The organism is Actinomadura sp. CNU-125 (assembly GCF_001942465.1).
Taxonomy (GTDB): domain Bacteria; phylum Actinomycetota; class Actinomycetes; order Streptosporangiales; family Streptosporangiaceae; genus Spirillospora.
In genome coordinates this window covers 19,246-37,239 of sequence record NZ_MKJY01000288.1, presented here as the reverse complement: position 1 = coordinate 37,239, position 17,994 = coordinate 19,246, and the positions used below count along the sequence as shown (strand labels likewise).

The 17,994-nt window shown below is 71.9% G+C and carries 19 protein-coding genes and 3 pseudogenes; 11 read left to right on the top strand and 11 right to left on the bottom strand.

Annotated features, from left to right (window positions below):
* Positions 1 to 9: 9 nt before the first annotated feature.
* Positions 10 to 462, bottom strand: a complete 453-nt coding sequence (locus tag BJF79_RS29125) for an ATP-binding protein (RefSeq protein WP_075902155.1) — start codon at positions 460 to 462, stop codon at positions 10 to 12.
* A gap of 213 nt (positions 463 to 675) precedes the next feature.
* Between BJF79_RS29125 and sepF the strand changes: the two genes are divergently transcribed.
* Positions 676 to 879: a cell division protein SepF gene (gene sepF / locus BJF79_RS29120; RefSeq protein ID WP_075902153.1), complete on the top strand. Its 204-nt coding sequence runs from the start codon at positions 676 to 678 to the stop codon at positions 877 to 879.
* 60 nt (positions 880 to 939) lie between these two features.
* Here the strand turns inward: sepF and BJF79_RS29115 are convergent, their stop codons facing one another.
* The 5 genes from BJF79_RS29115 to BJF79_RS29095 all read right to left on the bottom strand — a co-directional run bounded on the left by BJF79_RS29115 (position 940) and on the right by BJF79_RS29095 (position 5,913).
* Positions 940 to 1,794 (bottom strand): SMP-30/gluconolactonase/LRE family protein, encoded by an 855-nt coding sequence (locus BJF79_RS29115; RefSeq protein WP_262402727.1) that lies wholly within the window; start codon positions 1,792 to 1,794, stop codon positions 940 to 942.
* Between the two features lie 184 nt (positions 1,795 to 1,978).
* Positions 1,979 to 3,157 carry an acyl-CoA dehydrogenase family protein gene (locus BJF79_RS29110; RefSeq protein WP_075902151.1) on the bottom strand — a complete coding sequence of 393 codons (1,179 nt, stop codon included), beginning with the start codon at positions 3,155 to 3,157 and terminating at the stop codon, positions 1,979 to 1,981.
* Positions 3,157 to 3,798 carry a carboxymuconolactone decarboxylase family protein gene (locus tag BJF79_RS29105; RefSeq protein WP_075902149.1) on the bottom strand — a complete coding sequence of 214 codons (642 nt, stop codon included), beginning with the start codon at positions 3,796 to 3,798 and terminating at the stop codon, positions 3,157 to 3,159. The genes BJF79_RS29110 and BJF79_RS29105 overlap by 1 nt, the downstream gene beginning before the upstream one ends.
* Positions 3,782 to 4,354 (bottom strand): VOC family protein, encoded by a 573-nt coding sequence (locus BJF79_RS29100; protein ID WP_075902147.1) that lies wholly within the window; start codon positions 4,352 to 4,354, stop codon positions 3,782 to 3,784. The genes BJF79_RS29105 and BJF79_RS29100 overlap by 17 nt, the downstream gene beginning before the upstream one ends.
* A complete protein-coding gene (locus tag BJF79_RS29095) occupies positions 4,351 to 5,913 on the bottom strand; it encodes a class I adenylate-forming enzyme family protein (protein ID WP_075902145.1) in 1,563 nt (520 codons plus the stop codon). The genes BJF79_RS29100 and BJF79_RS29095 overlap by 4 nt, the downstream gene beginning before the upstream one ends.
* Before the next feature lie 147 nt (positions 5,914 to 6,060).
* On the opposite strand from BJF79_RS29095, the gene BJF79_RS29090 reads away from it, so the two are divergent.
* The 4 genes and pseudogenes from BJF79_RS29090 to BJF79_RS62130 all read left to right on the top strand — a co-directional run bounded on the left by BJF79_RS29090 (position 6,061) and on the right by BJF79_RS62130 (position 8,464).
* The gene (locus BJF79_RS29090; RefSeq protein WP_075902143.1) at positions 6,061 to 6,696 is read left to right on the top strand and encodes a TetR/AcrR family transcriptional regulator; all 636 of its coding nucleotides are present in this window, start codon (positions 6,061 to 6,063) and stop codon (positions 6,694 to 6,696) included.
* Positions 6,697 to 6,706: 10 nt separating this feature from the next.
* A complete protein-coding gene (locus BJF79_RS29085; protein WP_075902141.1) occupies positions 6,707 to 7,141 on the top strand; it encodes a nuclear transport factor 2 family protein in 435 nt (144 codons plus the stop codon).
* Positions 7,138 to 7,863: pseudogene (locus BJF79_RS62135) on the top strand (phosphotransferase family protein); the annotation flags it as partial. The gene BJF79_RS29085 and the pseudogene BJF79_RS62135, both read left to right, overlap by 4 nt.
* A 379-nt stretch (positions 7,864 to 8,242) precedes the next feature.
* A complete protein-coding gene (locus tag BJF79_RS62130) occupies positions 8,243 to 8,464 on the top strand; it encodes a DUF6285 domain-containing protein (RefSeq protein ID WP_316043465.1) in 222 nt (73 codons plus the stop codon).
* A gap of 10 nt (positions 8,465 to 8,474) precedes the next feature.
* On the opposite strand, the gene BJF79_RS29075 is transcribed toward BJF79_RS62130, so the two are convergent.
* Positions 8,475 to 9,515 carry an NAD(P)-dependent alcohol dehydrogenase gene (locus BJF79_RS29075; protein WP_075902139.1) on the bottom strand — a complete coding sequence of 347 codons (1,041 nt, stop codon included), beginning with the start codon at positions 9,513 to 9,515 and terminating at the stop codon, positions 8,475 to 8,477.
* Between the two features lie 160 nt (positions 9,516 to 9,675).
* Here BJF79_RS29075 and BJF79_RS29070 point away from each other — a divergent pair, with 160 nt between their 5' ends.
* On the top strand, positions 9,676 to 10,776 hold the full coding sequence (locus tag BJF79_RS29070) for a helix-turn-helix domain-containing protein (protein ID WP_075902137.1): 1,101 nt from the start codon (positions 9,676 to 9,678) through the stop codon (positions 10,774 to 10,776).
* Positions 10,777 to 10,781: 5 nt separating this feature from the next.
* Here BJF79_RS29070 and BJF79_RS65885 read toward each other — a convergent pair.
* Together BJF79_RS65885 and BJF79_RS29060 are read right to left on the bottom strand one after the other, a co-directional pair.
* Positions 10,782 to 11,015: pseudogene (locus BJF79_RS65885) on the bottom strand (CPBP family intramembrane glutamic endopeptidase); the annotation flags it as partial.
* A 436-nt stretch (positions 11,016 to 11,451) separates the two neighbouring features.
* Positions 11,452 to 12,387, bottom strand: a complete 936-nt coding sequence (locus BJF79_RS29060) for an alpha/beta hydrolase (protein ID WP_075902133.1) — start codon at positions 12,385 to 12,387, stop codon at positions 11,452 to 11,454.
* A gap of 65 nt (positions 12,388 to 12,452) precedes the next feature.
* On the opposite strand from BJF79_RS29060, the gene BJF79_RS29055 reads away from it, so the two are divergent.
* From BJF79_RS29055 to BJF79_RS29035, 5 genes are all read left to right on the top strand, one after another.
* Positions 12,453 to 12,989 (top strand): helix-turn-helix domain-containing protein, encoded by a 537-nt coding sequence (locus BJF79_RS29055; RefSeq protein ID WP_075902131.1) that lies wholly within the window; start codon positions 12,453 to 12,455, stop codon positions 12,987 to 12,989.
* Between the two features lie 347 nt (positions 12,990 to 13,336).
* A complete protein-coding gene (locus BJF79_RS29045; RefSeq protein ID WP_075902127.1) occupies positions 13,337 to 15,217 on the top strand; it encodes a tetratricopeptide repeat protein in 1,881 nt (626 codons plus the stop codon).
* Between the two features lie 26 nt (positions 15,218 to 15,243).
* Entirely contained in the window at positions 15,244 to 15,420 is a 177-nt protein-coding gene (locus BJF79_RS29040) for a DUF397 domain-containing protein (protein ID WP_083734090.1), read from the top strand.
* Positions 15,421 to 15,890: 470 nt separating this feature from the next.
* A complete protein-coding gene (locus BJF79_RS62120) occupies positions 15,891 to 16,364 on the top strand; it encodes a hypothetical protein (RefSeq protein ID WP_262402724.1) in 474 nt (157 codons plus the stop codon).
* The gene (locus BJF79_RS29035; protein WP_262402729.1) at positions 16,358 to 17,464 is read left to right on the top strand and encodes a hypothetical protein; all 1,107 of its coding nucleotides are present in this window, start codon (positions 16,358 to 16,360) and stop codon (positions 17,462 to 17,464) included. The genes BJF79_RS62120 and BJF79_RS29035 overlap by 7 nt, the downstream gene beginning before the upstream one ends.
* 67 nt (positions 17,465 to 17,531) lie before the next feature.
* Here BJF79_RS29035 and BJF79_RS62115 read toward each other — a convergent pair.
* Positions 17,532 to 17,843: pseudogene (locus BJF79_RS62115) on the bottom strand (HD domain-containing protein); the annotation flags it as partial.
* Positions 17,789 to 17,971: a hypothetical protein gene (locus BJF79_RS62110; RefSeq protein WP_262402728.1), complete on the bottom strand. Its 183-nt coding sequence runs from the start codon at positions 17,969 to 17,971 to the stop codon at positions 17,789 to 17,791. The gene BJF79_RS62110 and the pseudogene BJF79_RS62115, both read right to left, overlap by 55 nt.
* Between the last annotated feature and the right edge of the window lie 23 nt (positions 17,972 to 17,994).

Below are 17,994 nucleotides of genomic sequence, written 5' to 3'. Positions count from 1 at the left end.
GGCCCTTTCTCAGCCCGCCGCGGCCTCTCGGACGACTCCTTCGCCGGCCTCTTCGGCCGACCCGGACAGCAGCTTTTCGAAGTGCACGATCGCGCCGTCGCGATGGACGCGGTCACTGATCCGGACTTCCTCGGTGAACGCCCGCATCAACTGCAGACCGCGGCCCGATTCGGCCAGCGGCGCCGCCTGCGCCCCGTCCCACTGCGCGGGGCCCGCCGCCCCGCCCTCGTCGACGATCTCCACGACGCAGCGGTACCCGTCCATCCGGGCCCGCACCTCGTATTCCATTCCCGCCGCCGCGTGCTGCACCACGTTCGCGCACGCCTCTCCCAGTGCGAGCGCGATGTCGGCGCGTATCTCGGAGGTGACCCCGAGGCCGCGGAGCGAGGCGTCGAGCGTCCGCCGCACGAGAGGCGCGCTCTCCGCACTCCTCGGCAACGTCATTTCGAGGACGACCTCCATGGCCAACCGCCTCCGTTCCCTCTAACCTCCAGATTTCCCAGCAGCACCAACGGGAAACTCCCGTTCGTCCGGCGACCGGCACCCCATCCCCGATTACCGGGCGCGCGATAAATCTCTTTCCTCTTTGCTTCCCTGTCCGTGAAAGAGCGTTTCAATCGGCGCGGGACACGCCGGATGGTGGCGGACGGGCGACGACCGGGGCAGACTGGGACGGTGAAGAAGCTCCGTCCGCAGAACTACAACGAGGTCCTTTACGTCGGGCACTTCTTCCGCAAGGGCGTTCCGGTGCTCATGGACCTCAGCGACCTCTCCGAGGACGAGGCCAAGCAACTCGTCGACTTCGCGACCGGCCTGGTGTTCGCCCGGCGCGGCTCCCTCGACCGTGTCGACCGCAGGCTGTTCCTGCTCCAACCGTGAAGACGCCGACGGCCCTGCCCGGCGCGCACGCCGAGCAGGGCCGAACGGAACGGGCGGTCGTCAGCCGGAGTGGTTGAGCTTCAGTCCCGGGCGCGGCCAGTCCTCGATCTTGAGGAGCTGCCCGGTGCTGGACGCCGTGACGTACGCGGTGCGCATGTCGTCGCCGCCCCAGCAGATGTTCGTGATGCCGGGGTCGTCGTCGACGTCGATGTCCACGAAGTCGACGAGCCGTCCGTGCGGGCTCACCACCGAGATCCCCGCGTGGATCATGGACGCGACGCAGACGTTGCCGTGCGCGTCCACGCCGAGCGAGTCGAAGTTCGTGTAGTCGGGGGCGGTGTAGAGGAAGTTGCCGCCGCCCGAGCCGCCGAGCGACCGTCCGCCCTCGATCTCCCCCGGCCCGGTGACGTCCCACCACCACACGCGCGCGGTGTAGGTCTCGCTGACGTACAGCCGGTCGCCCTCGGGCGACAGGCCGATGCCGTTCGGGCCTTCCATCCCGGCGGCGATCATCGTGATCGACGAGCCGTCCGCCTTCGCGTAGTACAGCTTGCCCTTGTCGCCGGTGACGCCGTCGCTCTTGCCGTAGTCGGTGAAGTAGATCCCGCCGTGCGCGTCGACGACCAGGTCGTTCGGGCCGCGCAGCGGCGCCCCGTCCGCCTCGGTGTAGAGGGTCTCGACGGCGCCGGTGGCGAGGTCGACGGCCTGGATGCTGCCGGTCTCGTAGTCGTCGGGGATGCCCCCGGCGAACACGAACCCGCCGACCTCGAAGCGGCGCAGCCCGCCGCAGTTCGCGACGTAGACGCGGCCGTCCGGGCCGAGCGCGGCGCCGTTCGGGCCGCCGCCGACCTCTGCGCGACCGACGTCGTCCCGTCCGGACGGACGCGCGTGAGGGTGCCGCGGTGGATCTCGCAGACGAGGACGTCGCCGTCCGGCAGCGCGACCGGGCCCTCGGGGAACAGCAGGCCCCCGGCCAGCTTGGTGATCTTCATTTTCCTGCCCTTCCTGCGGGGCTTGGCGGCGGCGGGGCCGCCGGTTCCGACGGCGCCGACGGCGGCGAACCCGGTGGCGAGGACGCCGGACAGCAGCGTCCGGCGCCTCAACGCATCGCCTTGAGGATGCGGCGGGCGGTGCTCTGCACGTGGACCTCGTCCGGGCCGTCGTAGATGCGCGCCTCGCGGGCGTGCCGGTACATGCGCGACAGCGGGAAGTCGTCGGTGAGGCCCGCGGCGCCGTGCACCTGGATGGCGCGGTCGATGACGTTGTGGACCATCTTCGCCCCGACGACCTTGATCGCGCCGATCTCGACGCGCGCCTGGCTGCCCGCGTCGATCTGCTCGGCGGCCTGGAGCGTGAGCATCCGGGCGGCCTGGATCTCGGTGTAGGAGTCGAACACGTGCTGCTGCATGAGCTGCTTGGCGGCGAGCGGCTCGCCGAACGCGACGCGCGAGTCCAGCCGGGCGCACATCAGCTCGAACGCGCGCTGCGCCTGGCCGAGCCAGCGCATGCAGTGGAAGATCCGGCCGGGGCCGAGCCGGTCCTGCGCGATGACGAACCCGTGCCCGCGCGGGCCGAGCAGGTTGTCGGCGGGGACGCGGACGTCGTCGTAGGCGACCTCGTAGTGCCCGCCGTGCCCGGTGCCGCCGCCCATCCCGAGGACGGGCGTGTCCCGGACGATCCGGTACCCGGGGGTGTCCGTCGGCACGATGATCATGCTGAACGCCTTGTGCGGCGACTCCGCGTCCGGTTCGGTGCGGCACATGACGGTCGTGTACGCGGCCGCGGCGGCGTTCGTCGTGAACCACTTGCGGCCCCGAATGACCCAGTGGTCGCCGTCGAGTTCGCCGGTCGTCTCCATGCCGGTCGGGTCGGAGCCCGCGACGGACGGTTCGGTCATCGCGAAGCTCGGCGACAGTTCGCCGTCCACCATCGGCTTCAGGTACTCGTCGCGGAAGCGGGGGCTCGCGTACTTGTGCAGCATCAGCGAGTCCTGCAGCGTGAACGTGCCGAGGGCGACCTGCCCCCACTCGCTGCGGCCCTGCACCTCGTTGACGTAGACGTAGTCGAGGAACGGCAGGCCGCCGCCGCCCAGCTCCGTCGGGTGCCCGAGCGCCCACAGCCCGGCGTCCTTGGCCTCCCGCTGGAGCCGCGCGATCGCCTCGCGGGCCGCGTCGCCGCCCGCGTTGAGGACGTCCTCGGCCGGTTCGACCCGCTCGGTCATGAACGCGTGGACGGCGTCGCGGACGTCCCGGACGCGGTCGGGAACGGGGAACAGCATCAGCTGCCTCCTGCGAGGTCGTCGGAGATGTCGCGGTCGCCGTAGCCCTCCGGCGCGGCCACCTCGACGATCGCCTCCTCGCGGTCGTCGTACTCGACCCGCAGCGCCTTCGACATCACCGCGTGCATGTCGTACATGCAGGTGATGTAGGTGAACTGGAGGATCTCCTGGTCGGACAGGTGCTCCCGCAGGACGTCGAACACGGCGTCGGGCACGCGCCCGCCGTCCAGGACGAGCCCGTCGGTGTAGGCGAGCAGCGCCCGTTCGAGCGGGGTGTAGCAGTCGGCGGTCTGCCAGTGCGGGATCGCCTCGATCTTCTCCTCGGGCATCTTCAGCGCCCGCATCTGCTTGCAGTGCTGCGAGAAGACGAACTGGCTGCCGCGCGCCCACCCGGCCCGGCACTGGCCGAGCTCGCGCAGCGCCGGGTCGAGGGAGGCGTTGCGGTAGAGCGCGAAGCCCCGGACGGCGTGCCGGAACACGGCCGGGTCCTGCGCGAAGACGGTCCACCAGTCGCCGGGCGTGCCGGTGGCGGTGCCGTGGTCGACGGCCGGGTCGCGGTCGGGCGCGAACAGCCGGTCGTAGAAGAACAGGATCCGTTCGTCCGTTACTTCGGCTCGGGGGACCTCACGCAGGCGCGGCATTGCTCTCCTTCGCTGGCCGCCGGTCGGCGGCCGTCTTCGGGGTGTGGGAGACGTCGGCGTCGGTGAAGGCCCGCGTCCAGCACGCGAACTCCAGCAGGATGCCGTCCGGGTCCTGGAAGTAGAACGAGCGGACGAACACGCCCTCCTGCATCTTCGGGGCGACGCCGAACTCGCTGTCGTCGTGGTTCAGCACCGGGCTGACCTTGACGCCCTTCTCCTTGAGCCGCGTCCGGTACTCGTCGAACTTCTCGACGGGCACGTGGAACGCGACGTGGTTCATCGACCCGATGGCGCTGAGCAGCTCGCCCTGTTCGGGACGGGTCTTCGGCGCGGAGATCCCGGGGACGGCGTCGGGCGCGTCCGGGAACCAGAAGAACGCGACGCAGTCGCCGCCGCCGCAGTCGAAGAAGAAGTGCTGGCCCATGCCGCCCGGCAGGTCGAGCGTCTTGATCAGCGGCATGCCGAGCACGCCGGAGTAGAAGTCGATGGTGCGCTGCATGTCGGAGCACACCAGCGCCAGATGGTTGATTCCGCCGAGCTCGAATTCGCGGTTCATGACACCTCCTGGACCTTGTGGATCTCGGTGACCTCGTGGTGGCGGGCGCGCAGGTCCTTCTTGAGGACCTTGCCCGCGACGTTGCGCGGAAGCTCGGGAACGAACTCGACCTTCCGCGGGACCTTGTAGCCGCCGAGATGCTCGCGGACGAACGCGATCACGTCGTCGGCGGCGAGCGTCCCGGCCCGCTCGGGCCGGACGACGACGGCGGCCGCGACGGCCTCGCCCCAGCGGTCGTCCGGGACGCCGAACACGGCGGCGTCCGCGATCGCGGGATGCCGGTACAGCACCTCCTCGACCTCGCGGGACGCGACGTTCTCCCCGCCCGTGACGATCATGTCCTTGATCCGGTCGACGATGTAGACCATGCCGTCCGGGTCGCGGCGGACGACGTCGCCGGTGCGGAACCAGCCGTCCCGGAACGTCTCGGCGGTCAGCTCCGGTTCCCGCCAGTAGCCCGCCATCACCTGGTCGCAGCGGACGATCATCTCGCCGGGCTCCCCGTCGGGGACGTCGTCGAACGCGTCGTCGACGATGCGGACGTCGGCGGTGTCCATCGTGCGCCCGGCGGCGGCCAGCAGGTGCGTCTCCCCGGCGGCGGCGCGGCGGTGCTCGGCGGTGCCGAAGTACAGGATGTTGCCGCCGGTCTCGCTCATCCCGAACCCCTGGTAGAAGTCGCAGCCCAGGACGTCCATGCCGCGCCGCAGCACCTCGGCCGGGATCGCGGACGCGCCGTACCCGATCGCCTCCAGCGTGCCCAGGTCGTGCTCCTCGATGCCGGGATGGCTCAGCAGGAACGCGATCATCGTCGGGGCGAGGCCCGTCTGCGTCACCTTCCACTCGGCGACCAGCCGCAGGAACGTCTCGTTGTCGTAGGACCGGACGAGCCCGACCGTGCAGGCCCGCAGGTGGTTGACCAGCACCGCGTAGCCGCCGACGTGGCACAGCGGGAAGCAGAACAGGAACACCGACCCGTCCGGGATCTCCCAGCTCGCCGCCGAACCGGCGACGCCCGCGACCAGGTTCCGGTGCGTGAGCATCACGCCCTTCGGACGTCCGGTGGTGCCGCTGGTGTAGACGAGCCAGCCCACGGAGTCCTCGTCGGGGCGCGGCGGCTCGGTGGCGGGCGCGGCCGCGACGAGATCGGCGTACGCCCGGTCGGCGTCGGCGTCGCCGTCGAGGCCGACGACGAGCCGCACCGACGGCATCGCGTCCCGCAGCCCGGCCATCGCCTCCGCGTACTCGCCGCTCACGATCAGCACGGACGCCTCGGCGTGGGCGACGAGCGCGGCGATCTCGTCCGGGTGCAGCCGGTGGTTGAGGAACGTGAGCGCCAGGCCGGCCGCCGGGACGGCGTAGTACAGCTCGACGTACTCCGGCCGGTTCCCCGCCAGGACGGCGACCCGGTCGCCCGGCTCCGCGACGGCCCGCAGCGCGTTGGCCGTCCGCCGGACGCGGTCGCGCAGCGCGGCGAACGTGACCGTCTCGTCCGCGAAGCGGAGCGCGATCCGGTCGGGGCGCTTGCGCGCCGCGTACTCGACGATATCGCTGATCAGCATGGGCACCCCGGCGCGACAGCGACCATGGCGGCCTCCCAAAACTTGACTTGACAGTCATGTCATCTTCGTTCGATGCTCGGATCCTGAACCTGAGACCATGCGGCTGTCAAGAGGCGGGGCGACGAGAAGAGGGACGGGAAGACGGACATGGCGAGGGACACGGCGGGCGACACGGCGGGCGAGACGAACGGCGGCGCCGGGCCGCTCACCGAACGCGGTGCCCGCACGCGCGAACGCCTCGTCACCGCCGCCCGCGGCGTGTTCGAGGAGCGCGGCTTCCTCGACACCCGCGTCGCGCACATCACCCGGCACGCCCGCGTCGCCTACGGCTCCTTCTACACCTACTTCCCCTCGAAGGAAGCCGTGTTCCTGGAGGTCGCCGACCGGCTGTTCGCCGACATGACGCAGAACGACCTCCCGCTCGAAGGCCCCTCCCCCGCCGCGCGCGTCCGCCGCGCCAACCGCGCCTACTACGAGGCGTACCAGCGCAACGCGAAGATGATGGCCATCATCGAGCAGGTCTCGACGTTCAACCTCGAATTCCAGGAGATGCGCCGCAAGCACCGCGCGTCCGCCGTCGCCCGCTCCGCCAAGGCCATCCGCCGCTGGCAGGCCGCCGGGCTCGCACCCGCCGAACTCGACCCCGAGATGGCCTCCCGCGCCCTCGCCGCCATGGTCGACCACTCCCTCTACCTGTGGATCGTCCAGGGCGAGGGCCCCAACGACCGCCTCCTCGACACCCTCGACACCCTCTCCATCCGCGCCCTCGGCCTCGACCCCTAGGAGCCTTCCCTTGGACCTCGCGGACCGCTTCCTCACCGCCATCACCTCGGGCGACACCGACGCCCTCCGCGCCCTCTACGCCCCCGACGCGACGATCTGGCACAACGACGACGGCGAGCAGTCCGTCGACGCCAACCTGCGCACGCTCCGCTGGCTGTCGCGCAACCTGCGCGACATGCGGTACGACGTCGTCCGCCGCGACGCCCTGCCCGACGGCTACGCGCAGCGGCACGTCCTGCGCGGCGCCCTCCCGGACGGGACGCCCTTCGAACTCCACGCGTGCCTGTTCGTCACCGTGCGGGACGGCCGGATCGTCCGGCTGGAGGAGTACGCCGACAGCCGGGGCAGCGACCCGCTCCACGCCCTGGCCGCCGCGCAGCGCGCCGCGCGCGACGGGCGAGCGCACGGACGCGCGCACGGACGCGCGCACGACGAGCGCACATGAGCGGCCCCGGCGACGCGCTCGCCGCCCGCCTCGGCGCGGAGATCGCCGACCTGCACCGGCTCTCCGGCGGCGCCAGCCGCGAGACCTGGGCGTTCACCGCCGACGGCCGCCCCCTCATCCTGCGCCGCGACCCGCCCGCCGCCCCCGATCCCGAGGCGATGGCCCGCGAGGCCGCGCTGCTGTCGTCGGCCGCCGACTCCGGGGTCCCCGTCCCCACGCTCGTCGGGAACGGCGACGACCTCGACGGCGCCCCGTACCTGATCATGGAGCGGCTGGCGGGCGAGACCATCCCCCGGCGGCTGCTGCGCACCCCGCGCCCCGGCCTCGCCCGCGAGCTCGGCGCGATCCTCGCGCGCCTGCACACGATGGCGCCGGTCCCCGGCCTGCCCGACGCCGATCCCCTCGACGCCCTCGCCGAGTACTACGACGCGTTCGAGGAGCCGCGCCCCGCCGTCGAGCTCGCCTTCCGCTGGCTGCGCGAGCACCGCCCGTCCCCGACCGGGCGGACGGTCGTGCACGGCGACTTCCGCAACGGCAACCTGATGATCGACGGGCCGAAGGTGACGGGCGTCCTCGACTGGGAGCTGTCGCACCTCGGCGACCCCGCCGAGGACCTCGGCTGGCTGTGCGTGAAGGCGTGGCGGTTCGGCTCCCCGCACCCCGTCGGCGGCTTCGGCCCCCGCGCGGACCTCCTCGCCGGGTACGCCGACGCGGGCGGCACCCCGCCCGCCCCGGACGTCCTGCACTGGTGGGAGGTCTACGGCACCCTCCGCTGGGCGATCCTGTGCCGCCACCAGGCCGAGCGGTACCTGTCCGGCGCCGACCCGTCGATCGAGTACGCCGTCCTGGGCCGCAAGGTCTGCGAGCAGGAACACGACATGCTCCTCGCCCTGGGCCTGACCGAACCGGCCACCGTCCCCGACCCGCTGGACGCGCTGGACGCGGTGGACGGGACGGGCGGGACGGGCGGCGACGCGGGCGCGCCGCCGCACGACCGTCCGTCCGCCCCGGCCCTGCTCGAAGCCGTCGAGCGGTTCGTCCTGGAGGCCGAGCACACCGACGACCGGCTGCGCCTTCCACTCGCGCGTCGCCGCGTCCGCGCTGCGCATCGCCCGCCGCGAACTCCTCCTCGGCGACGCCCACCGGTCCGCGCACGCCGCCCGGCTCGCGTCCCTGGGCTGCGCGGACGACGCCGAACTGGCCCTCGGCATCCGCGCCGGCCGCTTCGACGACCGGACGGACGAGGTGGTCGCGGCGGTCCGCGCGTCCGTCGTCGACAAGCTCACGGTCGCGAATCCGCGCCACCTGGCCTCCCCGCCGTGACCCGCCGGGGTCAGCCGAACGTGGCGGCGTCGATCACGAACCGGTAGCGGACGTCCGAGGCCAGGACCCGCTCGTACGCTTCGTTGATCTTCTCCGCCGCGATCACCTCGACGTCGGAGCCGATGCCGTGCCCGGCGCAGAAGTCGAGCATCTCCTGCGTCTCGGCGATGCCGCCGATCATCGATCCGGCGTAGTTGCGCCGGGAGTTGATGAGGGAGAACACGTTGAGGCTCAGCTTCTGGCCGGGCGCCCCGACGTTGACCATGGTGCCGTCGACCGTGAGCAGGCGCAGGTAGGCGTCGACGTCGATGACCGCGCTGACCGTGTTGATGATCAGGTCGAACCGTCCGGCGAGTTCCTTGAAGGTGCCGGGGTCGGCGGTGGCGTGGTAGTCGTCGGCGCCGAGCCGCAGGCCGTCCTCGCGCTTCTTCAGCGACTGCGACAGCACGGTCACCTCGGCGCCCATCGCGTGCGCGATCTTGACGGCCAGGTGCCCGAGCCCGCCGAGGCCGACCACGGCGACCTTCTTGCCCGGGCCCGCGCCCCAGCGCCGCAGCGGCGAGTAGGTGGTGATCCCGGCGCACAGCAGCGGCGTCGCGGCCGCCGGGTCGATGCCCTCGGGCACCGACAGGACGAACCCGGCGTCGACCACCACGTGCGTGCTGTAGCCGCCCTGGGTGATCGTGCCGTCCCGGTCGACGCCCGCGTAGGTGGGCACCTGTCCTTCGAGGCAGTACTGCTCGTCGCCGTTGCGGCAGTTGGCGCACTCGCCGCACGAGTTGACCATGCAGCCGACCCCGACGCGGTCGCCCACCCGGTGCCGGGTGACGTCGGCGCCGACCTCGGTGACGATCCCGACGATCTCGTGCCCGGGGACCAGCGGGAAGGGCTGCTTCCCCCAGTCGCCGTTGACGGTGTGGATGTCGGAGTGGCAGATACCGGCGTACTCGATCCGGATGAGCACGTCGCCGGGGCCGACGTCACGCCGCTCGATGACCGTGGGAGCCAGCGGCTCGGCGGCGGCGGGCGCGGCGTAAGCGTGAACACGCAAGAAAAAGACTCCTTCAACGAAGCTCCCGGATACCCACGGGAGCCGGACGAAATGTGCAGCTCCCACCAAACCACCCTTCCGGAGCAACGCAGAAGGCACTGCCGAGAGGTGTACCGACAGGGCACCCCAGGCCCCCGGCAGGCCGCCTAACCTGGGAAAGGTGGACAACCGCAGCCAGATCCGCGAGTTCCTGACCTCCCGCCGGGCCAAGATCACCCCGCAGCAGGCCGGGCTGCCCTCCTACGGCACCCGGCGGGTCCCCGGGCTGCGCCGCGCCGAGGTCGCCCAACTGGCCGGGGTCAGCGTGGAGTACTACTCCCGTCTGGAACGCGGCGATCTGTCCGGTGTCTCCGCAGGCGTCCTGGACGCGATCGCCCGCGCCCTCCGCCTCGACGACGCCGAACGCACGCACCTCGAAGACCTGGCCCGCACCGCCGGTCCCGGACGGCGCCGCAGGCGCCGCTCCGCCCCGCGCCGGGTGCGGCCCACCGTGCAGCGGATACTGGACTCCATGACGGACGCGCCCGCCGTCATCATGAACGGCCGCTGCGACGTCCTCGCCGCCAACGCCCTCGGCCGCGCCCTGTACGCCCCGATGATCGAGGCGGCGAACGGCGCCGTGCCCAACCACGCCCGGTTCATCTTCCTCGATCCCCGCTCCCGCGACTTCTGGGGCGACTGGGACCGCGCCGCCGACGACACCGTCGCCCTCCTGCAGGCCGAGGCGGGCCGCGACCCCTGCGACCGGGACCTCACCGAACTCGTCGGCGAACTGTCCACCCGCAGCGACGACTTCCGCGCCCGCTGGGCCCGCCACGACGTCCGCCAGCACCACATCGGCACCAAGCCCTTCCACCACCCGGTCGTCGGCGAGCTCCGCCTCGACTACGAGTCCCTCGACCTGCCCGCCGACGACCTCACCCTCGTCGCGTACGACGCCGAGCCCGGCAGCGATTCCCGCGACAAGCTCGACCTGCTCGCCAGCTGGGCCACCACCACCGCCGGGTCGCGCCGACGCCCTGACCGCCGGTCAGCCGGCCGATCGGCCGGCCGCCGCGGCGTAGGACTCCGCCGGACGGTCCGTCGGCGCGACGCGCGCCCGTCCGCCGGACGGATCGTGGCCAGCAGGCCCACGGCGACGACCGCCTGCACGCCCAGGATCATCGCCAGGGTGACGGGCTCCTCGACGCCCAGCATGACCATCGTGGTGTTGACCGCGAAGTGCGTCGCGATCGCGGCGAGGACACCGGCCCGCTCGTAGGCGTGGCAGACCAGCATGGCCATCGGGACGGCGCTCGCGGTGAACAGCGCACCGCTCGGGGTCGCCAGGCCCAGCTCGTTCTGCACGGTGCCGTCGATGAAGAACAGCGGCAGGTGCCAGACGGCCCAGATGACGCCCAGCACCAGCCCGACCGTGTACCGGTTCATCGTCGCGCGCATCCGCGGGTGGGCGGTGCCGCGCCAGCCCGGCTCCTCCGACAGCGGGCCGACGAGCAGCATGGTCGCGAAGAACGAGACGGGCCCGCCGGGGTTGGCCTCGATCATGTCCTTTCCGGATTCCAGGCTGAGCGCGGGCCCGCCGCCCTGGTGCGCGAGGAACGCGCCCGCGAGCACCGTCGCCGAGCCGAGGACGAGCAGCGGCGGCGTCCACACCAGGGCGGCCTTGCGGAACCGGACGGCGAGTTCGGGCACGGCCTCGCCGCGCCGGGTGCGGCGGATCCGGACCACCAGCGCGCCGACGAGCGGGCCGAAGGCGCCGAGCGCGTGGAACGCGGTCGCCGCGCCCGCGTCGCCGAGCGCGATCGCGACGGCCCAGGCCGCCCAGCTCATGACGAAGGCGATCGCCATGAACAGGGTGAGGTCGTTCCGATACTTACCGAGACGTGCAGAAGACATGCCAAGACTCCCTCTGGTGGGGGTGTGTGCGGGCGGGGGGTCAGGAAGAAGCGGCGGTTCTCTCGGCGGGGGAGGCGTCCAGCCGGTGGGTGAGCCAGGTGCCGACGAGCGCCAGGACGTCGGGGTCGACGGGGTCGCGCAGCAGACGGCGGTAGGAGCGCAGGCTCGGCCGTCCGCCGTCGCGGCGCAGCACGTGCGTGAGGCAGGAGACGCGGTGGATCTCCGCCCCGCCCGGCACGAGCCGCCGGATCTCGTCCAGGTCCGCGGGGTCGACCTGGAGGTCCTTGTCGCCGGTCACGGCCAGGACCGACGCCCGGACGGCCGCGAGATCGTCGCGGCTGTCGTGGGCGAGCATCTCGCGCAGCCACCGGGCGTTGACCGGGACCCCGGCGACGCGCGCCGCGTCCGTCCGGGTCCGCTTGATCCGGGCGAGCACCCGCTCGCCCACCGCCGCCAGGGGCCGGCGCAGCATCCGGACGGGCGCGGGGAGAGTCCGCAGGATCGAGCGGGCCTGCCACCGGAAGGCGTCCTCCCCCGATCCGGCGAACCCGGCCAGGAGCACCACCGCCCGCACGTCGGAACGCCCGCCGAGGGCCATCGCGTGCAGGGCGCCCTCGCTGTGGCCGATGACCCCGACGGCCTCGGGACGGACGTCGGGGTGCGCGACCAGCGCGTCCACGGCGCTCGCGGCGTCCCGCCGGTTGTCGGCGAAGCCGGTGTCCCGCCACGTCCCGGGCGTGGCGCCCGCACCGCGACGGTCGTAGCGCAGCGTCGCGATCCCCTGCTCCGCGAGGGCCTCGGCCAGCGGAGCGCCGAGGTTCACGGCGAGCTTGGGGGTGTTGCCGTCCCGGTCCAGGGGACCGGAGCCGTGCAGGAGCAGGACCGCCGGGTGGGGGCCGGGCGCGTCCGGCAGGGACAGGGTGCCGGCCAGACGGGTGCCGTCGTCGGCGGTGACCGTCATGTCGGTTTCGAGCACGGGGGAGCTCCACCTCTCATTGTTATCAACACTGAGAACGTTATCAGGTATGAGATCATGAAGTCATGGCGAACGCGAATCTCCTGCTCCACCCGGTCCGGCTGCGGATCCTGCAGACCCTGGTCGGGGTCGACGAGATGACCACCGCTCAACTGCGGGAACGTCTCCCCGACGTGTCACCGGCCACCATGTACCGGCACGTCGCCACCCTGACCAAGGCCGGAATACTGGAAGTGGTCCGCGAACGCCCGGTCCGCGGCACGATCGAGCGCAGCTACCGCGTCCGCCAGGACGAGGCCCTCGTCGACGAGGACGCCCGCGCCGCCATGACCAAGGACGACCACCGGCAGGCGTTCGCCGTCTTCAGCGGCGCCATGATGGCCGACTTCGACCGCTACATCTCCCGCGACGACGCCGACCCGCCCCGCGAGAACGTCGTCTACCGCCAGGGCGCCGTATGGGTCACCGACGACGAGTTCACCGCGCTCGTCGAGGAGATCGAAGCCGCCGTCGCCCGCCGCACGCACCGCACCCCCGACGACGGCCGCACCCGCCACCTCCTGAGCCTCGTCCTACTCCCCGACAAACCCACCGAAGCCTGACGCCTTCCGAACACTTCCGCGACGGTGCTTACGGAAACGTCCGCTATTCGATTTCCGGGCTAACTCTAAATAGGTCGACAATGGGCGGTTTATGATCGCGCCATGGACCTGGAACCGGTCATCGGCGCCGCGGGCTTCGTCGTGACCGCCACCGCAGCGGTGATCGCCTGGGCACAGTTGCGCCGGACGCCCGCGCCCGGCCGCGCGCTGCCCGCCCCGGGCGGCGGCCGGCCCCAGGCGGTGCTGCGGCCGCCGACACGGGACGGCTCCCCGATCGGGTCCATGGGCGCACGGACGTCCTGCGCACCCTCAACGCCGCCGCGCGCCGCCCCGACGGCACCGTCCACGTGCTCGGCGGGCTCGGCGGCACCGGCAAGACGACCATCGCCCTCCAGGCGGCCGAGGAGAGCCTGGCCGCCGGACGGCGCGTCTGGTGGGTGTCCGGCACCGACTCCGGCGCGCTCACCTCCGACCTCCTCGAACTCGCCCGCGCCCTCGGTGCCACCGTCCAGGACATCGAGGACGTCTCGCAGGGGCGACGCAACCCCGCCGACGTGCTGTGGGAGTTCCTCGAACCCCAGCGGGACTGGGTCCTCGTCATCGATAACGCCGACGTCCCCGACGCGCTCGGCGGCGACGGCCGAACGCCCGCCGACGGGTCCGGCTGGGTGCGTCCGACCTCATCCGGGCTCGTCCTGATCACCAGCCGCACCGTCGATCCGCTCGTCTGGGGCCGGCACGCGGCCGTCCACACCGTCGGCTGGCTGACGGCCGACGACGGCGCCCGGGTCCTGCTCGACCTCGCGCCGCAGGCGGGCACGGAGGACGAGGCCCGCGCGCTGTCCGAACGCCTCGGTGGCCTGCCCCTCGCACTCCGCCACGCGGGTCTGCACCTCTCGTCCCCGTTCAACCGCGAACGCTCCTTCACCGCGTACGCCGACGCGCTTCGCGACCGGTTCCCCGAGTTGATGCGCGCCGGGACGGACGACCGGACGATCGTGGCGAGCACGTGGCGGCTCACCCTCGACGCCCTCGCGGACGGCGACCACCCGGATGTCGCGGAGACCATGCACGTACTGGCTCGCCTCGCGGGCGGGATCCCGTTCCGCTGCGACCTGATCGACCACGAGACGCTCGGGCCCCGGGCGGCCGAGAACCTGCGCGCCCTCGCGAACACCGGAATGGTCACCCTCGCGCCTCAGGGCGACGACGGCGCCGAGGCCCTCACCGTCCACCCTCTCGTCGTCGAGGTCCTGCGACATGAGGACGGCGATCACCGCACTCACCTGAAGGTCGCCGCCGACCTGCTGGCCGCCGCCACCGAGCGGCTGGGGCCACGGAACCCCGATCACGCTGCGTCGTGGGCGTCGCTCGCCTCGCACGTGACCGAACTCCTCCGGACCGCCGCGTCCCGACCCGACGAGCCGATGCCGGAGCAGGCGGCCGCTGCGGCGGCCCGGGTCGCCTACGGACTCGTGTGGGCGAGCCGCTACTTCACGGCCCGCCGGTTCATCGAGGAGTCGCTCGGAGCCGTCGCTTCGCTGGGAGCCGAACATCCCGAGGTCCTGTCGCTCAGGCTCACACTCGCCATGACCTTCCGCCTGCTCGGCGATCCCACGGACGCCGAACCCATCGCGCGGGAAGTCACCGAAGCCCGCGGTCGTCTCTTCGGCGCCTTGTCCATGGAAACACTGAAGGCCCGCCATGAAATCGGCCTTTGCCTTACGGTGCAGGGTCGGCTCCCGGAGGCCGAGCAGTGGCACCGGAAGCTGCTCGAAGATCGCCGAAACCTTCTCGGCGAGGAACACAGGGACACGCTCTTGAGCCAGTCGGTCTTGGCTCGCCTCCCGTATCGCCTTGGCCGACTGGATGAGGCGGAAGAACTGCTCCGCGAGGTTCTCACGGCACAACGCCGGGTCCTCGGCGACACCCACCCGGACACGGTGATCACCCGCAAGTACATCGGGCAGACGCTCGCGGCGAGGCAGAAGCTTGACGAAGCCGAACGCGAACTGACCGCGCTCCTGCCCGTTCTGTGCAGGCTCCACGGGGACGAGCACGGAGAAGTCCTGTCCACCCGCGCCGAACTCGCCGCCATCCTCGCCGCACGCGGAAAGGGCAGAGCCGCGCGCAGGCAGTTCGGACGGCTGCTGCGTGTGCAGCGGCGGGTGCTCGGCTCCGACCACCCGGGCACGCGGAAAACGGAACGTGCCCTGGCCGACCTTTGATCTTCACGGGAGAAACCATGGCAAGCATGAGCCGACGGGAATTTCGTAAGTCCTCGTATTCGTCCGCCGAGCATGAATGCGTCGAGGTCGGACGGTCCGAGGGGTTCGTCAAACTCCGCGACTCCAAGGACCCGGACGCCGGGACGCTCGATCTCCCGGTCGGTGCGGCCCGCCGCCTGTTCGACGCGCTGCGCGTTCGCTGATTCTCACTCGTCCTCGGTCGGGAGCCAGGTGCGGCGGGTGCCTTCGGTGATGAGGGTCTGGGCATAGGCCCACAGGGCTTCCGAGGCGTCGCCGATCACGGACTTGCGGCAGCGGACGTCGGCGTCGGTGACGCCGGGGGTTTGAACTGTTGGCGGATTAAGTGCTCATGAGTGCCCATGGATGCTCAGGAGTGTCCGTGTCCGAGCGCCCGCCCCCGGCTTCCGGTAGGGACCGGGGCGATTCACGGCAGAGCATGTCGATTGCATGTTCGAGTACCATCACTTAAAGTGTCGGTCATGTCGCGCACCGCTGTTGGTTGTGGGGTGGCCGCCGAAGCGGCCACCAGCCACGGCACGCCCGGACGCGGCGGCCGGGCCCGCTCCGGCGGTCGGGTTCGGGACGAGGGCGGTGGGCCCGGTGGCGGGTTGCGTGCGCTCGCGCGCCGTTCGTGGCGGCGGGTCCGTCGGGGGTGGCGATCCGTACCCGCCTCAAGGGCCTCACTCCCGAGGACGAGACGGTGCTGCGGGCGGTCGGTGCGCACCTGGGATCGCTGGCGTCCCGGGACCTGAAGACTCGCTGCGCCGATGGCCTGGAGCATGATGCGGAGCGGTGGGCGGTGCGTAAGCGGGAGTTGACGGGGGAGTCGTCGGCGCGGTGGGCCGGGAGCATCACCAAGGCGTCGCATGATCAGTGGGCGCTGGCCCGGCGAGGCCAGCAGGCCCACGTGGAGAGTCTCGAGGCGGGTGTGCGGACGCTCGAGCGGCGGCTGGCGCTGCCGGTCGGCGCGAAGGGCACCGGGCGGGAGGCGGGCGGGTATCGGTCCCGTAAGGAGTGGTTCGCCAAGTCGCGTCGGCTGGGTGTGTTGAAGGACCGGCTGGCGGTGGTGCGGGCGGATCGGGACGCCGGGACGGTGCACGTGGTGCGGGGCGGGCGCGGTTGCTGAACCGGCGTCATCATCTGGACGAGGCCGGGCTCACCTTGGAGGGGTGGCGGGAGCGGTGGGAGGCCGGACGGTCGTTCCTGCAGGCTGACGGGGAATCGGGCAAGCGGCTGGGCAACGAGACCATCCGCGTCACCTGCGAGGGTGAGGTGTCGATCCGGTTGCCCGCTCCGCTGGCCGGTCTGGCGAACGCGGCGCACGGACGGTACGTCCTGTCCCCCCGTGCCGCCTTCGCCCACCGGGGGGCCGAGTGGGCGGACCGGGTGGAGGCGGACCGGGCGGTGGCCTACCGCATCTGCCACGACCCCGACCGGGGCCGCTGGTACCTGACCGCGTCCTGGCAACGCCGCCCCGCCCCCGCACTCCCCCTGGAGGCCGCCCGCGCCGAGGGGATCGTCGGCGTCGACACCAACGCCGACCACTTCGCCGCCTGGCGCCTGGACGTCTCCGGCAACCCCGTCGGCGCCCCGAAGCGCTTCGACTACGACCTGACCGGTGCGGCGTCCCACCGGGACGCCCAGGTCCGGCACGCCATCACCCGCCTGCTGCACTGGGCCGCAGCCTGCGGCGTCGCCGCGATCGCGATCGAGGACCTGAACTTCGACAAGGAGAAGACGCGGGAGAAGCACGGGCGCCACACAAGGTTCCGGCAGCTGATCTCCGGTTTCCCCACCGGCAAGCTCAAAGCCCGCTTGGTGTCGATGGCCGCCGAGCAGGGGTTGGCGATCGTGGCCGTCGACCCGGCGTATACGTCCAAGTGGGGTGCGCAGCATTGGCGGGAGCCGATGGCTACCTCCGGCCGTGAGGTTTCCCGGCACGATGCGGCGAGCATCGCGGTCGGGCGACGCGCCCTGGGGCACCCGATCCGGCGACGGACGGCACCGCCCCCTGCCCACCGGAGCGATGAGCAGGGGCATCGGACCGTCCAGACCGAACCGGACACCCCGGGACGTGAGGGACCCCGCCGACCCGGGCCGGAACGTGCACACGATGCACGCCCCCGGACGGGCTCAAGAACGCGGGCGACCAGCGCATCCAAAACCGTTCGGGACGCGCGCAGAACCAGGAGATGGGTCCAAGACCCACTCCTGGACACTGTTTAGGAACGGTTCGCCAGGTTCCGCCCTTGTAGTTCAGCAGGAGGGGCTGGAGGCGGTCCATGGCCTTCGCGAACCGCGCCTCCGGCGTCTCGCGCTGCTCGAACTCGTCCCAGAGCGCGCGGAACTCGGTCTCCTGGTCGTCCGGGAGGAGGGCGAACAGGCGGTCGGCCGCGTCCTGCTCGCGCTGTTCCTGGGTCGCGGCGCCCTCGTCGTCGTAGAGGAACGTGTCGCCCGCGTAGATCTCCACGAGGTCGTGCAGCAGGACGAGCTTCAGCGTGCGGCCCACGTCGATCGGCTCGTCCGCGTACTCGGCGAGGACCGGCACCATCAGCGCCAGGTGCCACGAGTGTTCGGCGTCGTTCTCCCTGCGGTCGTCGGCGATGAGGACGCTGCGGCGCAGGACGGTCTTGAGCCGGTCGACCTCGACGACGACGCGATCTGGGCGGCGAGCCGGGACGGGACGTCCGGCGGCTGCGGCACGCGGTCGATGAGGCGGTCTTCGTCGGTCATCGCATCCTCCCGAGAGTCGTCGG